This window comes from Rhizobium sp. RU20A (genome assembly GCF_900155885.1).
Taxonomy (GTDB): Bacteria; Pseudomonadota; Alphaproteobacteria; order Rhizobiales; family Rhizobiaceae; genus RU20A.
On the sequence record NZ_FTMB01000003.1, the window covers coordinates 132,095 to 146,008 of the forward strand.

The 13,914-nt window shown below is 66.2% G+C and carries 12 protein-coding genes; 6 read left to right on the top strand and 6 right to left on the bottom strand.

The genetic code is table 11. The features are described 5' to 3' along the window. A complete protein-coding gene (locus F3H41_RS11085) occupies nt 1-843 on the top strand; it encodes a MurR/RpiR family transcriptional regulator (protein ID WP_149738739.1) in 843 nt (280 codons plus the stop codon). Nucleotides 844-866: 23 nt separating this feature from the next. On the opposite strand, the gene F3H41_RS11090 is transcribed toward F3H41_RS11085, so the two are convergent. The 3 genes from F3H41_RS11090 to F3H41_RS11100 are packed head-to-tail and all read right to left on the bottom strand — an operon-like array spanning nt 867 to nt 4,710. After that, nucleotides 867-2,111, bottom strand: a complete 1,245-nt coding sequence (locus F3H41_RS11090; RefSeq protein WP_149738740.1) for an MFS transporter — start codon at nt 2,109-2,111, stop codon at nt 867-869. Continuing rightward, the gene (locus tag F3H41_RS11095) at nt 2,102-2,485 is read right to left on the bottom strand and encodes a hypothetical protein (RefSeq protein WP_149738741.1); all 384 of its coding nucleotides are present in this window, start codon (nt 2,483-2,485) and stop codon (nt 2,102-2,104) included. The genes F3H41_RS11090 and F3H41_RS11095 overlap by 10 nt, the downstream gene beginning before the upstream one ends. Then, complete coding sequence (locus F3H41_RS11100; RefSeq protein ID WP_149738742.1) at nt 2,485-4,710, bottom strand: TonB-dependent receptor; 2,226 nt, start codon at nt 4,708-4,710, stop codon at nt 2,485-2,487. The genes F3H41_RS11095 and F3H41_RS11100 overlap by 1 nt, the downstream gene beginning before the upstream one ends. 199 nt (nt 4,711-4,909) lie before the next feature. Between F3H41_RS11100 and F3H41_RS11105 the strand changes: the two genes are divergently transcribed. After that, on the top strand, nt 4,910-5,881 hold the full coding sequence (locus tag F3H41_RS11105; protein WP_149738743.1) for a helix-turn-helix transcriptional regulator: 972 nt from the start codon (nt 4,910-4,912) through the stop codon (nt 5,879-5,881). Between the two features lie 19 nt (nt 5,882-5,900). Here F3H41_RS11105 and F3H41_RS11110 read toward each other — a convergent pair whose 3' ends face one another. Then, on the bottom strand, nt 5,901-7,484 hold the full coding sequence (locus F3H41_RS11110) for a peptide chain release factor 3 (RefSeq protein WP_149738744.1): 1,584 nt from the start codon (nt 7,482-7,484) through the stop codon (nt 5,901-5,903). Nucleotides 7,485-7,578: 94 nt separating this feature from the next. Here F3H41_RS11110 and dut point away from each other — a divergent pair, with 94 nt between their 5' ends. Next, entirely contained in the window at nt 7,579-8,052 is a 474-nt protein-coding gene (dut, locus tag F3H41_RS11115; RefSeq protein ID WP_149738745.1) for a dUTP diphosphatase, read from the top strand. On the opposite strand, the gene F3H41_RS11120 is transcribed toward dut, so the two are convergent. Further along, a complete protein-coding gene (locus tag F3H41_RS11120; protein WP_149738746.1) occupies nt 8,049-8,639 on the bottom strand; it encodes an isochorismatase family protein in 591 nt (196 codons plus the stop codon). The two genes, dut and F3H41_RS11120, sit on opposite strands and share 4 nt — an antisense overlap. Before the next feature lie 148 nt (nt 8,640-8,787). On the opposite strand from F3H41_RS11120, the gene F3H41_RS11125 reads away from it, so the two are divergent. The 3 genes from F3H41_RS11125 to F3H41_RS11135 all read left to right on the top strand — a co-directional run bounded on the left by F3H41_RS11125 (nt 8,788) and on the right by F3H41_RS11135 (nt 11,990). Continuing rightward, complete coding sequence (locus F3H41_RS11125; RefSeq protein WP_149738747.1) at nt 8,788-9,405, top strand: LysE family translocator; 618 nt, start codon at nt 8,788-8,790, stop codon at nt 9,403-9,405. A gap of 139 nt (nt 9,406-9,544) precedes the next feature. Then, on the top strand, nt 9,545-10,513 hold the full coding sequence (cysK, locus tag F3H41_RS11130) for a cysteine synthase A (protein ID WP_149738748.1): 969 nt from the start codon (nt 9,545-9,547) through the stop codon (nt 10,511-10,513). Between the two features lie 430 nt (nt 10,514-10,943). Beyond that, nucleotides 10,944-11,990 carry an HWE histidine kinase domain-containing protein gene (locus tag F3H41_RS11135; RefSeq protein WP_149738749.1) on the top strand — a complete coding sequence of 349 codons (1,047 nt, stop codon included), beginning with the start codon at nt 10,944-10,946 and terminating at the stop codon, nt 11,988-11,990. Nucleotides 11,991-12,250: 260 nt separating this feature from the next. Here the strand turns inward: F3H41_RS11135 and F3H41_RS11140 are convergent, their stop codons facing one another. Further along, nucleotides 12,251-13,783: a YifB family Mg chelatase-like AAA ATPase gene (locus tag F3H41_RS11140; RefSeq protein ID WP_149738750.1), complete on the bottom strand. Its 1,533-nt coding sequence runs from the start codon at nt 13,781-13,783 to the stop codon at nt 12,251-12,253. Nucleotides 13,784-13,914 lie beyond the last annotated feature (131 nt).

Consider the following 13,914-nt stretch of genomic DNA (forward strand, 5'->3'; position numbering starts at 1 on the left):
ATGACGCAAGAGGAGATGGCGGCGCAGGCGCCGGAGGATTTCGAGGGGCTGAAGATCCTCATCCTCGAGCGCAAGACGAGCCTGCCGAAACGACTGAAGCAGGTGGCGGCCTTCACGCTCGATCATCCCGAGGAAGTCGCCTTTGGTACGGCGGCGAGCATTGCGGGGGCCGCGCAGGTGCAGCCCTCCACCCTCGTTCGCTTCGCCCAGCATTTCGGCTATGACGGCTTTTCAGCCCTGCAGCAGGTGTTTCAGGCGCGGCTGAAGGAGCGAGCGCCAGGCTATGAGGATCGGCTGAAGGCGCTCGGCGAAAACGGCCACGATGCGCGCGAAAGCGGCGCGATCTTCAACGGCTTCGTCGCGGCGGCCCATCGCTCGCTCGACAATGCCGCCCGCGCCATCGATCCCGTCGCCTTCGAACAGGCGGTCGAAATCCTCGGCTCGGCCGAGACGATCCTGCTGATCGCCAAGCGTCGCTCCTATCCGCTGACCAGCTACATGGCCTATGCCTTCGGCAAGCTGAAGGTGCCCTACCGTCTGATCGGCAGCGCCGCCGGCATTGATGACGACCTGATCGCCATGGCTGGGCCCCGCGATGCGGGCTTTGCCGTGTCCTTTTCGCCCTATGCCTCCGAAAGCGTCACGCAGGCCCGCAACCTCTCGGCCCGCGGCGTGCCCGTGGTGTCGCTGACCGATTCGGCCTTCTCGCCGCTCGCCGAATCCTCGGCCGTCTGGTTCGAGCTCGCCGAAGCCGACCACGCCGGCTTCCGGTCGTTGTCGGCCAGCATGGCCTTTGCCATGGCGCTGACAGTGGCGGTGGCGGAGAAGCGGCAGCGTGGCTGACTGCGCCCCGGCCGCCTCTCTCCTTACGTTGTCGCCGCCCTTGTCCGGCGGGCCAGCCGGCGCGTGGTGTAGACCACGGCGACGGCGGAGATGGCGGTGGAGAGCGCAAACAGCGCGGGATAGCCGAGCGCATCGGCCAGCACGCCCGCCAGCATCGATCCCACGAGATAGACGACGAGCTGGGCGCAGGCGAGGATGGTGAAATCCGTGCCTGGCTGGCGGCCGGAGGCCACGCCCATGAAGAGGCTGTAGAGCGCGACGATCTCCATGTAGCGGATCAGCGTCTGGAAACCGGCGGCCCCCAGCAGCGGAATGGTGCCCGTCAGAGCGCCGGCTGCATGCAGGAAGAACAGGAAGAAGCAGAGCGTGCGCAAGGCGCCGAGCAGACCGAGCGTCGCGCCCTCGCCGATGCGGCGCAGGCAGAGCGCGGCGATGAGCGACCCGCCAATGCCTGCCGTGGCAGCCGAAACCCCGCTGAGATAGCCGATCCAGGAGAGCGGCAAGCCGGCATCGACGAGATAGGGCCCCTCCATCGCCTTCATCAACCCCTCGCTCGCCCGGTAGACGAGGGCAACGACGAGGATGTCGCGGGTTTCGGGCCGCGCGAGGAAGGCCCTGAGGCTCGGTCGCTCGCGCACTCTCGCCGCGGAGCCGTCGTCCTCCTCCATCAAAAGCGCGGCAGCGAGTGGCAAGGTGGCGATCACCGCCATCACCACCATGGTCGCCGGCCAGCCGATCCAGCCGTAAAGCAACAGCGCCAGCGTTCCGCCGACGATGACGCTGAGGGCCACCGCCCCGCCCTGGATGGCATTGCCGGTGGCGCGATCCTCGGCCGAGAGCATGATGGTCGCGTAGCCGTCGGTGGCGATGTCCTGCGTCGAGGTGAGGACCGAAATAAGAAGGCCGATGATGAAGATGGCGACCACATCGGTCGGTGCCACGAAGGCGAGCGAGAGGATGACCAGCGCCGTCAGCGACTGCGTGATGACGATCCAGCCGCGGCGATGGCCGATGGCGAGCGGCGTGATCCGATCCACCAGCGGCGCCCAGAGAAACTTGATGACGAGCGGCAGCATCAGTAGCGCCATGAAGCCGAGTGTGGTGCGCGAGACGCCCTGTTCGCGCAGGATCGGCGGCAGCGCGGCGACGATCAGGTAGCCGGGAATGCCCTGGGCCAGATAAAGGCCGGCCAGAACGACGAAAAGGCGCATCCGGCTGACCGGCCCGGCACCGGCCCTCCCGTGCGCGACAGTCGATCTCAGGGACATGGCAGTTCCTCCCGCTCCAGATAGGCGCGAACGAACGCAAACGCGGCCTCGGCGTCACGCGTGGCCAGAACCGGCAGGCCCCACAGGCGCGCGAAGGACTGCCGCTGGCGCTCGGTGGGGTCGTCGCGCACGATCCCCACCGCACGACAGCAGGCCGAAACCTGCACGCGCGTTCGCTTGGCCCAGAGCGACTGCCACACTTCCCCCTCGCGGGAGAGATGCATGTGCCCCCGCATCTCCACCACCAGCGCGTAAGGGCCGGCGCGCTCGCCGACCGTCTCCAGGGCGGCGCGGTAGGCGTCCTCGTCGCCGTCCGTCCAGGGCGGCGCGAGGAGCAGGTGCACGATGCCGGCCTCTTGCGTCATGCGGATCATCAGAAGGTGACCTTGTAGGAGAGCGTCACCGTGCGGCCGAAGCCGTTGACGACGGTGTTGCGCGTCACACTCGCCGTCGGGTTCATGTAGTCGGTGTCGAAGAGGTTCTCGATGCCGAGGCTGAGATCGCCGGGGCCGACCTTCTTGGTGGCGGAGACGTTGACGAGGGCGGCGGCATCGAGCGTCGTCACCAACAGCGGATTGGGCGTCGGGATCTTGTCGCGACCGCTGAAGAACTCGACCTCGCCGCGGATGTTCAGACCGTTGTCGAAGGCATGGCTGGCATAGACCACGCCGCGGAAGGGCGTGGCAATGCGGTTGTTGGGAAGCCAGCTGTCGACGCGCCCGTCGCGGTTGGCATCGTAGCGGCCCTCGCGATAGGCGAGGATGGCGCCGATCGTCGTGGACGGCGCAACGGCAAACCAGCCGGTCGCTTCCACGCCCCAGAGCTTTTCCTTCTGCTGCGATACGCGGTTGGTGGCAGGGTCGTAATTGACGCCATCCTCCGAGGTCGAGAGCCAGGCCGATACGGTGCCGCCATAGTCCGGCGTTTCCGTGCGCAGGCCCACCTCGTAGGTGTTCACGAGTTGCGGCTTCGGCGCGATGCTGGCGTAGCTCAACGCCAAGTCCGGTGCACCGGCACCCGGGCAGGCGAGATTGCCATAGGCGTCACACAGCTCTGCCGATGTGTTGAAGCCGGCGCGGCGGGTGAAGCTGCCGATGTCGGTGAGCGAGAAGCCCTGCGAGAAACCGCCGAAGAGCTGCGCATCGTCCGTGAGGTCGAAGGTGGCGCCGGCGTTGAAGGTCCAGTCGTCGTATTCGAACGTGCCACCACCGACGGAAATCGCGGGATAGGCGCGGTTGATGTAATAGACGGCCGGCCGCGTGAAGCTCTCGACGTCGAGGAAATAGCGCTCGTAGCGCAGGCCGCCCTGCAGCTTCAGCCGGTCGGTGACGGGGACCTGAAGCTGGGCGAAGGCGGCGACAGAATCCTGGCTGAGCGGCGTCATCGTGTTCCAGCCGTTGAGCAGGACCTGGCTGGTTTCGTCGCGCACGTAATCTAGTCCCCAGGTGAGCGCCATGCCCTCCCTGACGTCGTCGAGTGGCGTATCGACGGTCGCGTTGACACCCGTGCGCCTTGTCTGCAGCGTTGTCTGGTTGAAGCTCGCCACGGGGTTGGCGGGGTCACCGGAATAATAGACCTGGTTGTTGACGGCATCGAACTGCGTGAAGGGGAAGCGCTTGTTGATGTCGTTGTGGAACAGGCGGATGTTCAGCCCGCCGAGCAGGAAATCCGTGTCGGAATACTGGGCGCTGAAATAACGCGACTTTTCGGTGACCGGCAATCCGGTGTAGGGCGCATTGAAGAAGGGCACGGCGGGCCGCGCGAGGTAGTTGGTGAAATAGTCCGGGGACTGGTCGAGGTTCACCGTCTCCGCGGACACTTCGATTCGCTTGGAACCGTCGATGTCGTAGCCGAGCCGGCCGTAGAGATTGCCGTAGGTGGTGCGGTCGCCGCCGCCCTGCCCCAGCATGGCGTCGGAGGGCAGCTCGCGGCCCTTGCCGTCATAGGTGCGGCGCACCTTGCGGCCGTTGGCGGAGACGAAATAATCGAGATCGCCGATCTTCTGCTCCACGGAGATGGTTGCTTCCGGGCCGATCGACTTGCCGACATTTTCGGTAAAGGCGCGGGCGCGGGTCTCCACCGTGATCTTCGGCGTGTCGTCCTCGCTTTTGCGGGTGATGAAATTGATGGTGCCGCCGGTGGCGCCGGAGCCGTAGAGGCTGCTGGCACCGTTCACCACCTCGATGCGCTCGACGCGGGAGAGGTCGATCAGCGACAGCACGCGCGAGACGTCGCGCAGCGGCGTGTTGCGCGGAATGCCGTCGACGAGCACCAGAACGCCACGGCCGCGGAAGGTTTCCGAGGCGCCCGAAAGCGTCTGGTTGCCGATCGAAAAGCCTGGAACGACGCGCGAGATGAGCCGGGCCGGATCGGTCGTCACCCGCATCTCCGCCTCGATCGTGTCGCGATCGATGACGGCGACGGAACCGGGGATGGCCGAGATCGGCTGTTCGGTGCGCCCCGCGGTAACGACGACGGCATCGAGCCGCGTCGTGGATGTCGCATCCTCAGCCCACGCCTCGCCGCCCGCTCCCGGCCATGTCGGCCCGACAAAAGCCACCGACGAGAGCGCTGCGCCCAGCACAAAATTCCGCACCATAGTCATCCCCATACATCAGGCCCGCTATTGCCGGCCGCACACACCCCGTCCGCCGGTGCGCGCACGGCGCAAAAACGGATTGACGAAACAAGATAATTTTAGTCATGTTTAGAGACAGGGCACCGGCCGGTTCTTGGACGCCAGCGGCGAGCGCTTGGACAAAAGCGAACACAGAGCAGATTTTTTCCGGGAGACAGCGATGACGGCGCATGACCGCCCCTTGGCACGATGCCTCACGGGCACGTTTCGACGCCGCGTGCTGAACAGCGACGGCCTTGCCGCAAGCGAGGGGCGCCGCCTCTATGAGGACCTTGCCGGGGAATTCCTCAACGTGCCCGTCATCGTCGAGGCGGCCGATGCGGCCTTTTCATCGGTGCGCGCCCTCATCTGGCGGCATGCGACGCTCCATCTCCTCACGCTCATCTGCGGGCCGGCGTCCCTCGATCTGACGATGATAGCGGGCGGCAAGGCGGGAACGCTGATGGTGCGGGCCATGGATGGCAGCCTGGCGGCCGAGAGCCCGACGGCCCGCCTCGCGGCGGAGCGCGGCGGCATTCTCATCCTGCCGGCCGGCGAGCGAACCCGGTATCGCCTCTCGGCGGGCGGGCGGATCGACATCGCCTTTCTTCCCGACGGAACAGCGCCGCAGGCCCAGCTGCTGCGGGGCCTGCACCATCGCAGTTTCAGTCCTTCCTGCCTGCCGCTGCAATTGCTGATCGGCTATGCCGGTTATCTGCTGCAACGCGACTGCGAGACGGAGGCGGAGGCGGACCTGTTGGTCTCGCATTTCCACACGCTCCTGCCTCTGCTGGCCGCCACGGTGCACCGTCCTTCCGAAGCGGATCGGGGGGCAAGCCGCCTCCAGGCCATTCGCCGGACCATCGAGGAGCGGATGACGGAGAGCCAGCTCAGCGTCGAGACCATCGCCGCCCTCCACGGCGTGACGGCGCGCACGGTGCAGAAGCTCTTCCAGCAGGAGGGAACGACGTTTTCCCGGCACCTGCGCGAACGGCGGCTGGACGCCGCCCGCCAGAGGATCGCGCTCGGCGACCCCACCCAGCCGATCAACCGCATCGCCTACGATGTCGGCTTCAGCGACCTGTCCTATTTCAACCGCAGCTTCATGGCCCGCTACGGCCAGCGCCCCAGCGACATGCGCGGGCGGCGGTGACGGAGGCCGTCCGGGGCCATCACGCCGCCTTGGCGACGTGATATTCCTTGATCGCAGCCATCTTGATGGCCGGGTAGCGTTCGGCTTCGTAACGCAGCGAGAAACTGTCCTGGGCGAGGAAGACCGGGTCGCCGTCGAGGTCGCGGGCGATGTCGCCGCGGCGGACGGTGACGAATTTTTCCAGATCTTCGGCCTTCTCCGCCGAAATCCAGCGGCAGACGGAAAAGCGCGACATTTCGAAGGAGACCGGCAGGCCGTATTCCTGCTGCAGGCGCTCCTTGAGAACGTCGAGCTGCAGGGCGCCGACGACGCCCACGATGGCGGGCGAGCCGTCTTCGGGCGAGAAGAGCTGCACGACGCCTTCTTCGGCCATCTGCTGGAGCGCTTCCTTCAGCTTCTTGGCCTTCATCGCATCTTCCAGCCGCACGCGACGCAGGATTTCCGGCGAGAAGTTCGGCACGCCCTGGAAGACCAGCGCCTCGCCTTCCGTCAGAGTGTCGCCGATGCGCAGTGTGCCGTGGTTGGGAATGCCCACCACGTCGCCGGCATAGGCCGTGTCGGCGAGCTGGCGCTGCGAGGCGAAGAAGAACTGCGGCGCGGTGAGGCCGAGCTGCTTGCCGGTGCGGGCGAGCCTGGCCTTCATGCCGCGCTCCAGCTTGCCGGAGCAGATGCGGGCAAAGGCGATGCGGTCGCGGTGGTTGGGGTCCATGTTCGCCTGGATCTTGAAGACGAAGGCCGTCATCTTCTCTTCGGCCGCATGCACGGTGCGCACATCGGCTACTTGGTCGCGTGGCGGCGGGGCGAAATCGCCGAGCGCGTTGATGAGGTCGCGCACGCCGAAGTTCCGGAGCGCCGAACCGAAAAAGACCGGCGTCATGTGCCCTTCGAGGAAGCTCTGGCGATCGAAGGGGCGGCAGGCTTCGCGCGCCAGCTCCACCTCAGCGATGAAGGCCTCGCGCTCGTTTTCCGGCAGGCGGCTCGCCACGGCCTGCGGGCCGTTGACCTTCGTGGGAACGACCTCGGTATCCGAACCGCGTACGGTGTTTTCGGCCAGCGTATAGGAGCCGCAGAAGGTCTTGGAGCGGCCGATTGGCCAGGTGACCGGCGCGGTATCCAGCGCCAGCTTTTCCTCGACCTCGTCCAGAATCTCGAAGGGATCGCGGCTCTCGCGGTCCATCTTGTTGATGAAGGTGATGATCGGGATGTCGCGCATGCGGCAGACTTCGAAGAGCTTGAGCGTACGCGGCTCGATGCCCTTGGCGGCGTCGATGACCATGACGGCCGCATCCACCGCCGTCAGCGTGCGATAGGTGTCGTCGGCGAAGTCTTCGTGGCCGGGCGTATCGAGAATGTTGAAGACATTGCCATCATATTCGAAGGTCATCACCGAGGTCACGACCGAGATGCCGCGCTCGCGCTCGATCTTCATCCAGTCGGAGCGCGTCTGGATGCGGTCCTTCTTGGCCTTCACCTCGCCGGCAAGCTGAATGGCGCCGCCGAACAGCAGCAGCTTTTCCGTCAGCGTGGTCTTGCCGGCGTCCGGGTGCGCGATGATCGCGAAGGTGCGGCGGCGGGAGACCGCCTCGGCGAGTGTTTCCGTCATGGTGGCTTCAAATCCTGTGAGTTGGGCGCGTCTTTACAGGCTTGAGGCCCAAGATGCAATTGACGGCCCGCCGCCGCGAAAGGCTTATGGCGGCATGACCGAGACAGCCCGCCGCCCGCTTCTTGTCCTCAAACGCCTGCCGCATGGCGAGGGCCTTGCCCTGCCGCGCTACGAGACCGCGGGCGCCGCCGGCATGGATCTTGCCGCAGCGGTCACGGCCGATGCGCCCATCAGCCTTGCGCCCGGCGAACGCGCGCTGGTGCCGACCGGCTTCATCTTCGAGGTGCCAGACGGTTTCGAAATGCAGATCCGCCCGCGCTCAGGCCTTGCCTTCAAGCACGGCATCACCTGCCTCAACACGCCCGGCACCATCGACAGCGACTATCGCGGCGAGGTGAAGGTGCTGCTGGTCAATCTCGGCGAGGCGCCTTTCGTGATCGAGCGCGGCATGCGGATCGCCCAAGCCGTGGTTGCGCCGGTCACGCAGGTTGAAGTGGCGGAAAGCGACGCGGTCAGCGAAACCGCCCGCGGTGCCGGCGGCTTCGGCTCCACCGGCACCGGCATCTAGGACACTTTCAACGCCCCCTTCGGCGCCACCGCGAATTCGAGGTCGCTGCAGCGCACGAGGCGCACGGTGTGGGCGCCGGCCGAGAATCCTTCGAGGATTCGGTTATGGTGGCCGATGACCTGGGTGTAGGACCAGCCGCCCATGTCGATCGACATCTGGCCATCGGACAGCAGCGTCACGTCGAAGCCATAGGAGACGGCGCGGCGCACCGTGGTATCGATGCAGAAGGGCGTGAGCGCGCCGCCGATCACCAGGTGCGATATGTCCAGCGTTCGCAGCGCATCCAGAAGCGTCGTCCCGTGAAAGGCGTCGCAGGCGGCCTTGACGACGACATGGTCGGACTCTTCCGGCATGAATTCGGCCCGCAACTGCCAGCCTGGGCTGCCGGCTGTCAGGTGCGGGTCAGCGGCGTCCTCATGCTGGACGAAGACGACCGGAACCTCGGCCTCGCGGGCCTTGCGTGTCACCGTGCCGAGACGGGCCGCGACCGTATCATAGGCGCGGTCGAGCGTGCGCTGGCGGCGCGGCTGCGCCTGACCCGCGACGATTCCCACCTGCATGTCGATCAGGACGAGCGCTGTCGTCATGGCTGTCTCCCTGTCTGAGGGCCCCGATAGGCCAAATGTCCTTGTCGGGAACGCATGGCGGCCGGATGGGTTTCATGCGGCCATCTTTGCAAAAGGGCCGCGCGGGCGTAAGACGGGGCACTATCCTTCCAATCCTTCGGGGACGCCGATGAGCATCACAACGCTGCTGGCCTACAGTCTCGCGCTCTTCATCGCCGCCGCCATTCCCGGACCGGGCATGACGGCGATCGTGGCGCGCGCGCTTGGCACCGGCTTTCGCGAAACCTTCTTCATGGGGCTCGGGCTCATTCTGGGCGATCTCGTCTACCTCACCGCGGCCGTGCTCGGCCTTGCCGTGATTGCGGAAACCTTTGCAGGCGTCTTCCTCGCCATCAAGATCATCGGTGCCCTGTATCTCGCCTATGTCGGCTGGAAGCTCTGGACCGCCGGCATCCTGCCGCAGGAGGTCGCCGCCCGCGCGCCGTCCAGTCCGGCCGCCGCCTTCCTATCCGGCCTGCTCGTCACGCTCGGCAACCCCAAGACCATGCTCTTCTATCTGGCGCTGACGCCGACGCTGATCGACATCGCGCACGTGACGGCCATCGATTACGCCATCCTGATCGTTGCGACCGCGCTGGTGCTGCTGGCCGTTCTCCTGCCTTATATCCTGCTTGCCAGCCGGGCCCGTCTGCTGCTGGCCCGCCCGCAGGCCCTGAAGATCCTGAACCGCACGGCGGGCAGCATTCTGGCCGGCACCGCGGCCTACATGATCGCCAAGGCCGCCTGAAACGGTTGTTCGCCAAAGCGTCGTTTGCTAGGCGAAAATTCTCGTGAGCGGCATATTCCCTGTCCGGCCGGGACTGGCAAGGGGGCCGGCGAAACCCTATTCTCCCTTCACCTCAACAGGATCAACAGGGGAGACATCCATGTCGGAGACACGCAAGCCGGGCCGCGGGCGCATCTACAATTCGATCACCGAGACCATTGGCGACACGCCCATCGTTCGACTGGACAAGCTGGCCGCCGAAAAGGGCGTGAAGGCGCATCTGCTCGCCAAGCTCGAATTCTTCAACCCGATCGCCTCCGTCAAAGACCGTATCGGCGTTGCCATGATCGAAAGCCTGGAAGCCCAGGGCAAGATCACGCCCGGCAAGACGACGCTGGTCGAGCCGACCTCCGGCAATACCGGCATCGCACTCGCCTTCGTTGCCGCGGCCAAGGGCTACAAGCTCATCCTCACCATGCCCGAGACCATGTCGATCGAACGGCGCAAGATGCTGGCGCTTCTCGGCGCGGAACTGGTGCTGACCGAAGGCGCCAAGGGCATGAAGGGCGCCATCGCCAAGGCGCAGGAACTGGTCGAGACGCTGCCGGACGCCATCATTCCCCAGCAATTCGAAAACCCCGCCAACCCGGAAATCCACCGCAAGACAACGGCGCTGGAAATCTGGAACGATACGGACGGCGCGGTCGATATTCTCGTTGCCGGCATCGGCACGGGCGGTACGATCACCGGCGCGGGGCAGGTGCTGAAGCAGCACAAGGCCTCGCTGAAGGTCATCGCCGTCGAACCGACGGAATCGCCGGTTCTCTCAGGCGGCCAGCCCGGCCCCCACAAGATCCAGGGCATCGGCGCCGGCTTTGCGCCCGCCATCCTCGACACGGGCATCTATGACGAAGTGGTCACTGTCGCCAGCGCAGACGCCGTCGCTACGGCCCGCGAAGTCGCCCGCCTCGAAGGCGTGCCGGTCGGCATCTCCTCCGGCGCAGCCCTGACGGCCGCCATCGCCATCGGCCAGCGGCCGGAAAACGAGGGCAAGACGATCGTCGTCATCATCCCCTCCTTTGCCGAACGCTACCTCTCGACCGTCCTGTTCGAGGGTCTCGGCGCCTGAGCAACGCGTCCACGCACGCGCGAACGACGAGGCGCCGCCTTTGACAGGCGGCGCCGAGGTTGCTGACACGCCGTCGCACGTCGATGCGCTCTGTCATGTCGTGTCCCACAACACTCGTGATGCCGGGCTCAAGTATCCTGCTGGCCCCTTGTGCGGAGACAGCCATCTCGGCGCGTAAACGCGCCTCGCCGTCGCCGCGCCGTGCTTGCAGTGCGTGCCGCTCCTTGAGAAGGGACGCTGCCCCCCGATTTCGAGGGAGGGGAATGTGGCAGTGACCGGCACGTCCATTCAAGGGAAAGTCTTGACGAACCTGACCAGTGCCATATTTTAGACTTCACGGTTGGAAGGAGCGCTGTCCCGGAGAGGGGATGCACTTCGATCTGTGAGATCAGATGCGCTTTAGGCGTGCAGGCGGAGTTCGAGTGCGCTTATGACCCTGAAGACGGCGTGGTTCAGCCGCTTTCCCAATTTTGACAGGCGAGCCGAGCGCCGCACGGCCGTGATCATCGCGGGCCACTATGCCGCCGCCGCCGGCATCTCGCTGCTGGCTGCCTTCCTTCGCCATCTTGCCGATCCCTATCTTCCGCCCGGCTTTCCGTTTTTGACCTTCTTTCCGGCAGTGATCCTCACCGGCTTCATGCTCGGCATCGGGCCTGGCACCTTTGCTGCGATCCTGTGCGGGCTGATCGCATGGGTGGTGTTCATTCCGCCGCCCGGCATTTTCGGCATGACACCGGCAGCACTGCTGGCGCTCGCCTTCTATGCCGCCATCGTCACCATCGATCTGTGGCTCATTCATCTGCTGACCAAGGCCTTCCGCGCCGAGCGCAAGGAGCGCACCGAGAAGGAGCGGCTGGCCGACCAGCAGGACGTTCTGGCCCGCGAGCTTGATCATCGTCTCAAGAACATCTTTGCGACCATGGGCGCGGTGATCAGCCTCTCGCAACGCCATGCGGAGACTCCGCGCGACCTCGCCGCCATGCTGCGCGACCGCATGGATGCCATGGGCCGGTCGAACCTTCTGCTGCGCGGCGTTGGCGGGCTCGAACAGGCAACCCTTGCGGCCGTGGTCGAGCAGTCTCTCGCTCCCTTTTCGCAGACGGGATCGGGCCGAATCGAGATCGCGGGGCCTGACGTGCCCCTGGTCTCGCAGGCGGTTCTTTCCCTCAGCCTCATCCTGCACGAACTCGGGACGAACGCTGCCAAATATGGCGCGCTCTCCAGCCCGTCCGGCCTTGTCCGGGTCCAGTGGTCGATGGTCACGACCGATGACAAGGATCACGTCAGCATTGACTGGATCGAGCGCGGCGGCCCGCCGCCCAAGCCCGCCACGAAACAGGGCTTCGGATCGACGCTGCAGCAACGCGTCATCTCCGGCATGGGCGGGCAACAGCACACGCGCCTGCCGCCGGAGGGTGCCGAGGTGCGGCTGATGCTGCCGCTTGCCGCCATCACACCGCGCGAAGACGAAGGCTGACCAAAGGGGCTCGGCACACGGGCCTGCTGGCCTGCATCCGGCCACACACCGCTCCCGCCCCGCGGCATCTCCTGAACCTCCCCACGCCCGAGCCGTCCCGGGCCGCAGCTTTAGACTCTGCGGCCCGGGACGCTTCGTGCGTCATGCGCAAGGGCATGTCCGCTTGAAACCCCTTTGCCCGAAGACACCTTCCCCCGCTTTGACACAGGCCGGTTGCCAACGCGCCGCCCCACGCCGGCCAGAGCCACTCCGGCACCCGGTCAGGCGGCGGCCGGCATGCGCTCGCCGACGATGCGATAGGAAATTGCCTCGGCGATATGGATGCGTCCGACCGTTGTACAGGCATCGAGGTCGGCGAGCGTGCGGGCGACCTTCAGCACCCGGTGATAGGCGCGGGCCGAGAGCCGCATCTTCTCCGCCGCATCGCGTAGGAGCTGCAGGGCGCCGGGATCCGGCTCGGCGATCGTCTCGATCAGGGCGGAGCTGCAGCGCGCATTGCTGGTCACGCGACCGGCGCCGAGCGCGCGGAACCGGTCCTCCTGAAGATGGCGGGCTTCGGCAACGCGGGCCGCCACGGTAGCGCTCGTCTCGGCCGGGGTGGGACGCAGGAGATCGGCCGCGGCGACGGCCGGTACGTCGATGCGGATATCGATGCGATCGAGCAGTGGACCGGAGATGCGGGCCTGGTAGTCGGCCGCGCAGCGGGGCCCGCGCGCACAGGTATGGCCGGGCTCGCCTGCCATGCCGCAGCGGCAGGGATTCATGGCGGCGACGAGCTGGAAGGCGGCGGGATAGGAGACACGATGATTGGCACGGGCGATCACGCATTCGGCGGTTTCCAGCGGCTGGCGCAGGGCATCCAGCACCTGCGGGCTGAACTCGGGAAACTCGTCAAGGAAGAGCACACCGTGATGGGCGAGCGAGGCTTCGCCCGGCCGGGCGCGCAGGCCACCGCCGACCATGGCCGCCATGGTGGCGGAATGGTGCGGGGTGCGGAAGGGACGGCGGTCGGAGAGCTTGCCGCCCGGCAATTGCCCCGCCACCGAGTGGATCATCGAGACATCCAGCAGTTCGGCCGGCGAGAGCGGCGGCAGGATGGAGGGCAGGCGCGCGGCGAGCATGGATTTTCCCGAACCGGGCGGGCCGACCATCAGCAGATTGTGGTTTCCGGCCGCCGCCACTTCGAGCGCGCGCTTGGCGCTTTCCTGGCCCTTGATGTCGGCGAGATCCGGAAGGTTGGCGGCGGGCGCGCGGATGGCCGGCACTGGACGGGAGAGAACCTGGGTACCGCGGAAATGATTGGCGAGGCCGATCAGGCTGCGGGGCGCGAGAATATCGATCTCGGCGCCGGCCCAGGCGGCCTCCGCGCCGCTATCGGCCGGGCAGATGAGGCCGCGGTCGAGCGCATGGGCACTGATGGCGGCCGGCAGCGCGCCAGCGACGGCGGCAATGGTGCCATCGAGATTGAGCTCACCGATGACGACATAGGCCGAAAGCGCATCAGCCGGAATGGCCCCCAGCGCCGCCATCAGGCCGAGCGCGATGGCGAGGTCGAAATGCGAGCCTTCCTTCGGAAGGTCTGCCGGGGCGAGATTGACGGTGACCTTCTTGGCGGGGAGCGCAAGGCCCGAGGCATGCAGGGCTGCCTGCACCCGCTCGCGGCTTTCGGCCACCGCCTTGTCCGGCAGGCCGACGATCTGCATGCCGACGCGGCCCGGCGCCACCATCACCTGCACATCGACCGGGACACCTTCGATGCCCTGAAAGGCGACCGTCTGAACACGCGCAACCATGCCCTGCCCTCACCGTCCTGCCATCTGCGAAAACCGACCGCAACCGTCGCGCAGTCGGCAGATGCAACCCCATGCTGCAACCTATGCCCGCAAATCTTGCATGCAAGACGTTTATTAGCAAGAACATTATG

Excerpts from the sequence above, each read along its gene's own strand:
- F3H41_RS11110 (WP_149738744.1), bottom strand. The coding sequence starts at position 7,484 with ATGACGGAAACACTCGCCGAGGCGGTCTCCCGCCGCCGCACCTTCGCG.
- F3H41_RS11120 (WP_149738746.1), bottom strand. The coding sequence starts at position 8,639 with ATGACGACAGCGCTCGTCCTGATCGACATGCAGGTGGGAATCGTCGCG.
- F3H41_RS11105 (WP_149738743.1), top strand. The coding sequence starts at position 4,910 with ATGACGGCGCATGACCGCCCCTTGGCACGATGCCTCACGGGCACGTTT.
- F3H41_RS11095 (WP_149738741.1), bottom strand. The coding sequence starts at position 2,485 with ATGATCCGCATGACGCAAGAGGCCGGCATCGTGCACCTGCTCCTCGCG.
- F3H41_RS11090 (WP_149738740.1), bottom strand. The coding sequence starts at position 2,111 with ATGTCCCTGAGATCGACTGTCGCGCACGGGAGGGCCGGTGCCGGGCCG.
- dut (WP_149738745.1), top strand. The coding sequence starts at position 7,579 with ATGACCGAGACAGCCCGCCGCCCGCTTCTTGTCCTCAAACGCCTGCCG.
- F3H41_RS11100 (WP_149738742.1), bottom strand. The coding sequence starts at position 4,710 with ATGGTGCGGAATTTTGTGCTGGGCGCAGCGCTCTCGTCGGTGGCTTTT.
- F3H41_RS11125 (WP_149738747.1), top strand. The coding sequence starts at position 8,788 with ATGAGCATCACAACGCTGCTGGCCTACAGTCTCGCGCTCTTCATCGCC.
- F3H41_RS11135 (WP_149738749.1), top strand. The coding sequence starts at position 10,944 with ATGACCCTGAAGACGGCGTGGTTCAGCCGCTTTCCCAATTTTGACAGG.
- F3H41_RS11085 (WP_149738739.1), top strand. The coding sequence starts at position 1 with ATGACGCAAGAGGAGATGGCGGCGCAGGCGCCGGAGGATTTCGAGGGG.
- cysK (WP_149738748.1), top strand. The coding sequence starts at position 9,545 with ATGTCGGAGACACGCAAGCCGGGCCGCGGGCGCATCTACAATTCGATC.
- F3H41_RS11140 (WP_149738750.1), bottom strand. The coding sequence starts at position 13,783 with ATGGTTGCGCGTGTTCAGACGGTCGCCTTTCAGGGCATCGAAGGTGTC.